Source organism: Moorena sp. SIO2C4 (genome assembly GCF_010672485.1).
GTDB classification, from domain to species: Bacteria; Cyanobacteriota; Cyanobacteriia; order Cyanobacteriales; family Coleofasciculaceae; genus Moorena; species Moorena producens.
The window spans coordinates 1-5,073 of the sequence record NZ_JAAHGN010000533.1; the positions used below are offsets into that span (position 1 = coordinate 1).

A 5,073-nucleotide genomic window follows, 5' to 3' on the forward strand; every position below is an offset into this window, starting at 1 on the left:
TTCCCCGGGTCTAATGACCGGGGAGTGTCAAGAAATCCTCTTTCATACTGATAACTGTCCAACCACGAGCGTCGGCCTCCCGGAGAGCATTCTCGGCACCTGTATCGTATACATATTCCCGGGGATCATCGTGGTGAACCAGCATCATCAAAGCTGGACCGTCTTGGTCGTCAGTGTACTGAAGCATTTCTAAATCACCATCGGAATTACCAATGGTAATAATTGGTTTTTTACCAATGTAGCGGTCAATGTCCACTACTTTACCTTCGTTATTATTAATGGGTTTGACCAGTATTGGTGTCTTAATCAAAACATGAGAGCCATCGTCTTTGGTAATAAACTTGGTTTGGACGGTGGTACCAATAATATTTTCAGGGGGAACACCGTAGGCATCTTCAGCATAGGAGCGAATGAAATCAAGTCCCGCCCCAGAACAAATATAGACCTTGAAATCATTACTCCTGAGATAATTGACCAGTTCAACCATGGGCTGGTAAGTAACCTTTATGTATGGAATACCAAAGTCTGGATGCTTTGAATTATCCAGAAAGAACCTCGCCTTCTGTTTATAGTCTTCCGGTGTTAATCCCTGCAGTTTCAGGTCTTCAAAAATGGCATTCCTTTTATTTGAAAAGGCATTCCCTAGCATATCTTTGATAAATAACCCGTAAATATTTTTGGGTTTTTCATTCCACAGGGTTCCATCATTATCAAAGACCGCGATGCGATCGCCTTGACGAACGTAGTTATCACTGTTGGGGTTGGTAACCTCTTGCACAAAGTCAAAAATCCCTTGCTTAGCCGCACCCTGATTCCAAGACAGTAAGGGGTCATAGTCTGCAGCAGCAGGGGGACATCCCAGAAAGCCTCCTAGGCAAAACACTGATAAGAGAATCGATAGGAAAACTAAGAACGTTCTTTTTTTCATGAGCTAAGATTTATCGGCTGTAATTGCTGATCTGCTTCAAGGCAAACAACGCTATTTTTACCGACCAAACCAATCTTGTCAATATAGCGCTACGCGCAAGGCAAAAGGCAAAAGGCAAGAGGCAAAAGTTGACGTGCATTAGCGCACCGAGGGAGTAGGTTTTTAAATTTATAGTCAAAGGGAGAGTGTGGGATTCCCGATTCCCTGTTCCCTAAAAACCAAGAACGAAAGTACCTAACAGCAATTGCAAACCGCTGAACCCTGAAAGCTGACCGCTGATTGCTGTTAGCGCAGCGTGTGCAGCGCATATACTTACAAAAAAAATAGCCGTAGAAATACTATCTACGGCTATGTCAATCACATATGTCAGAAGTTTCCAAAAACCTTGGTGAAGGGGGGAAACCCCCCCAGAAAATTAAGGTGTTATGGCAACAACCAATACTTGGTCATAGTCGTCATTACTTCACCTGGAATATCAGTCGGTTCCAGAGGAGTCCATTCGGCAATCTCGGCATAGCCTAGGGCATACAGCATCTGCATACTATGTATTACTGATTGACGAGGACCTTTCAGAGTGTGCTGAGTAGGTTGTTTCTTGAAATTGCGAGTAAAGGTTTCTGACATTGTGATAAAGTTCAACTTGGTTTACAATGATTATTGTAATGATTATAATTTTAATTGTCAAGGGTTTTAAAAAGTTTTTTTTGGGAGTTTTAGGGTTTGTTAAAAAAAGCTATTGCATAGGATTTATAAAGCATACGGCGTGGCTGATTATGGGTATGGTTTCGCCCCCCTAGCCCCCAATTCTGGGGGTAACAAAACTCTTAAAATACCCCGAGCAATCCCTCGCTCGGGGTATTTAGGAGGCTTTAATAAAACCAGATAATCGCGCATTCATTCCTTAATTCAGCAACGCCAGAGAGGCAGCTATAGCCCTAGGGGTAACTGATCGGACATTGAGAAATTGGGAGGCTGTTGGCAAAATCCAGTCCACTAAGACTAGTAATGGTAAGTGCCTGAAAGATAGATATATAAATGCTTTCAGTAGTGTTTGCACTTCGTGACACCGTCTCTAGCATTAAGCCGAATAGCTAATTTAAGATTTACTTGATAAATCAGCTTTCAGGCAGACGACTCATGAATACAGTGCTTCAACTCGTTTTTCCATATAGATTACAGGCTACTCAGCACGTCATTGAGTTCTCTTTAGATTTTCTTGACAAATTAGCTCTAAATATGCCATAATGCACTGCTATGGTTAGTCTAAACTCCAGTTATTTAGTTTATTTCCAGAAATGTTCTAAAATTACAAGGCTGTTTTTTCTAAAAATATCAATAATATGACGAATGGATAAGGTTATTAGTGCTGTCGCTGATTGTATTCTCCAGGCAGATTCTATTCTTTTCATAGCTGGAGCGGGTTTATCTGCAGACTCTGGGCTACCTACATATCGTGGTGTTGGTGCACTTTTTGAAGGTGTTCTCACTCAAGAAGGTATACCAATCGAAGAAGCAATGAGTAACAATATGTTACAAACTCGTCCTGAAGTAGCTTGGAAATATCTGTGGCAAATTGGAGAAGCTTGTTATAAAGCAAAATTCAATCGTGCTCATCAGGTAATTGCACAAATTGAGGCTTGGAAACCCAATACATGGGTATGGACTCTGAATGTAGACGGATTCGAGCGCGCTGCTGGTAGTAAAAACTTGATTGAAATACATGGACGACTCTCGGAACTATATTGTGTAGATTGTTCTTACAAGACAACTGCAGAAGAACTCCTCGCTGGATATAGTAGACCCATGGAGTTACCACCCATATGTCCAGCTTGTGGAGGATTAATTCGTCCTGATATGGAGTTATTTGGTGAAGATCATATGAGTTCGTCAGAAGAAACTTTCAAGATAGTAGATAATATTTCCTTTGATCTGATTTTTTTGATCGGTATCTCCAGAGACTACCCATACATTACTAAACCTTTGTATAGAGCTAACAGGTTAAACTTACCCATAGTAGAAATTAATCCTGCTGAGACTGTACTTTCAGAAATAGCTGATTACCAGATCAGATCTACTGCTGCTGATACATTAGATAAATTGTGGAGTATATGCCAAGAGCGACGGGGAAGCTAACTCTTGGCAGGGGTGGGAGGAAATATTGCTTTGCTTGTCAAATGCTTCTATACCGTTTGAGCGACTTTTGCCTACTCTTTTTGCAGAATGGCACACGATCCGGACATTCTCGCTCCTCTCAAATTTAGTCATGGCAAGAACATAGGGGCGAATGGCCATTCACCCCTACTGACTTCAGATCTACTCAGGTTTAGTTGCTGCTATAAAAACCATGCGATCGTTAAATTTCAACACTGACTTATCCTGATATTTTTCTTCGATTTCCTTTAAACCTGCTGCCAATTCAGTATCATTAAATTCAGAAAGCATAGACATATAACGATTTTCTACCATTTCAAAATACTGATTTTTTGGCAATTCTAAAGGGTACTCAATCATATCCATATCAACAACAAAACCTACTTGCTCAAGTAAATTAATCATTTCTTGATAGCGAGGTTGGTTTTTTTCAAACAACTCTAGTGCTTTCGTAAATAAAGGATGATCGATATTAGGTGGCCACAACAATAATAGAAAAATTCCCCCAGGAGTTAATCTTTGATATAAATTCTGGAATAGTATAAATTTTTCCTCTATATGATGGATAGCTTCTTTTAAGAAAATTTTGTTATAAATCCCTGGGTTTTTAGAGAATTTTACTCCATCCATTTCTATGGAATTTAATCGACTATTTGCCGGAATTTTTTCTAGCATTTCAGCAGAAGTATCAACGCAAATAATCGGTTGCTGTAATTGAACTTGATGGAGAATTTCTTGGCTATAAATTCCTGTTCCACAACCAATATCTACCAAACTATCTGTGGGAGTTAGGTGTAGATGTTTGATGATTTTTTTAGTTGTGAATTTAATATATTCAGGAGAGTAAAACCAGAGATTATCGAAAATCTTGGCGATATTTTTGTAATGATTTTCGGAATGGTTATACATCATAATTAATATTTGTGCTCAAATTATTGACAAACTTTTGATATTATAAACAATTTAATCCCTGTTGTAAAATTGCTAATATTTGGGTTAAAATACCTGCAAGTAAAGCCTCTCGATCTAACCATAAACCAGATAAATATTCACTATAAATAATACTTTTATACTATTCCTTAAACTTCTTCAAAACGGTACTCGCCGCTCTCCAACTTTTGAATTGCAGCGGACTTAATTTCAGGCGGGCATAAACGAAACACTTTCTTACCGGGATTCTCAAAGTTCCCTTGCGCTAAACTTTGCACCCCACCAGCTTTAAGAAAACAGAGCGCTTCCAGCAACAGTTCTCCGCACAGTCGGTTGATAGCAGCCAGTAGTTGTGGGTAAGTGGCTCTTGGCTGTAGATATAGCCTCTGTCTTGCAATTATCGGCCCGCTATCGACCCCTTCGTCGATGAAATGCACGGTAACGCCTTGGGGGAGATCGTGAACGATCGACCAAAGATAGGGATTATTCCCCCTAACAGTCGGCAAATATCCAGGATGCACATTAACAATACCCAGCTCGGGAATGCGTAGGATATTCTTGTTGCGGATAATCCGGGTATCCCCCAGCACAATCAGATCTGGGCACAACGCTGTCAGTAGTTCTTCAGATTGTGCGTCGTTATGATTGGCAGTCTCGACACAGCGAACATTGCGTCCAGCGAGAATCTCTGGCAGGGATCGAGGCAATGGGGTTTCCGCTGCAATCTTTTGCAATTGCTTCTCAAGTTCTTGCCTACCTGCCGTAGCCAAATCGGAACACTCCTCAATCACGAGCGCAGGTTCCAATCCAGCCTGGATCAGGCGATCCAGCATGTAATTTCCTCTGGGGTGTCCCTTAAGATTTAGGTAAGCAAAGGTCATGGGATCTTTTTTGCGGTTTACTATGAATTGTCGCGCATCCGGATCGGCCTGGTAGGAGCCGTTCGGGAGATGCACTTCTGGACTACTAAGGGGAGGATTAAACACGCATATGATCCGCATATCCTTGCTGGCCCTGAGGTAATGCTCCTCATGTAGATTCAGAGCATACAGAGTACCGGGGGT

General features: G+C 41.0%; 6 protein-coding genes. 2 read left to right on the forward strand and 4 right to left on the reverse strand.

What is annotated here, in order from left to right; translation table 11 throughout:
* Nucleotides 1-10 precede the first annotated feature (10 nt).
* Both F6K20_RS23695 and F6K20_RS23700 read right to left on the reverse strand, forming a co-directional pair.
* Nucleotides 11-928: an HAD family hydrolase gene (locus tag F6K20_RS23695; RefSeq protein WP_287264633.1), complete on the reverse strand. Its 918-nt coding sequence runs from the start codon at nucleotides 926-928 to the stop codon at nucleotides 11-13.
* 423 nt (nucleotides 929-1,351) lie between these two features.
* On the reverse strand, nucleotides 1,352-1,552 hold the full coding sequence (locus tag F6K20_RS23700; RefSeq protein WP_287248150.1) for a hypothetical protein: 201 nt from the start codon (nucleotides 1,550-1,552) through the stop codon (nucleotides 1,352-1,354).
* Between the two features lie 305 nt (nucleotides 1,553-1,857).
* Between F6K20_RS23700 and F6K20_RS40145 the strand changes: the two genes are divergently transcribed.
* Both F6K20_RS40145 and F6K20_RS23705 read left to right on the forward strand, forming a co-directional pair.
* Nucleotides 1,858-1,992: a hypothetical protein gene (locus F6K20_RS40145; RefSeq protein ID WP_353736812.1), complete on the forward strand. Its 135-nt coding sequence runs from the start codon at nucleotides 1,858-1,860 to the stop codon at nucleotides 1,990-1,992.
* A 283-nt stretch (nucleotides 1,993-2,275) separates the two neighbouring features.
* Nucleotides 2,276-3,061, forward strand: a complete 786-nt coding sequence (locus F6K20_RS23705; RefSeq protein WP_287248147.1) for a Sir2 family NAD-dependent protein deacetylase — start codon at nucleotides 2,276-2,278, stop codon at nucleotides 3,059-3,061.
* Between the two features lie 180 nt (nucleotides 3,062-3,241).
* Here the strand turns inward: F6K20_RS23705 and F6K20_RS23710 are convergent, their stop codons facing one another.
* Both F6K20_RS23710 and F6K20_RS23715 read right to left on the reverse strand, forming a co-directional pair.
* Nucleotides 3,242-3,991: a class I SAM-dependent methyltransferase gene (locus F6K20_RS23710; protein ID WP_287264634.1), complete on the reverse strand. Its 750-nt coding sequence runs from the start codon at nucleotides 3,989-3,991 to the stop codon at nucleotides 3,242-3,244.
* Between the two features lie 167 nt (nucleotides 3,992-4,158).
* Nucleotides 4,159-5,061, reverse strand: coding sequence for a formyltransferase family protein (locus F6K20_RS23715; protein WP_287296245.1), 903 nt, complete (start codon nucleotides 5,059-5,061; stop codon nucleotides 4,159-4,161).
* Nucleotides 5,062-5,073 lie beyond the last annotated feature (12 nt).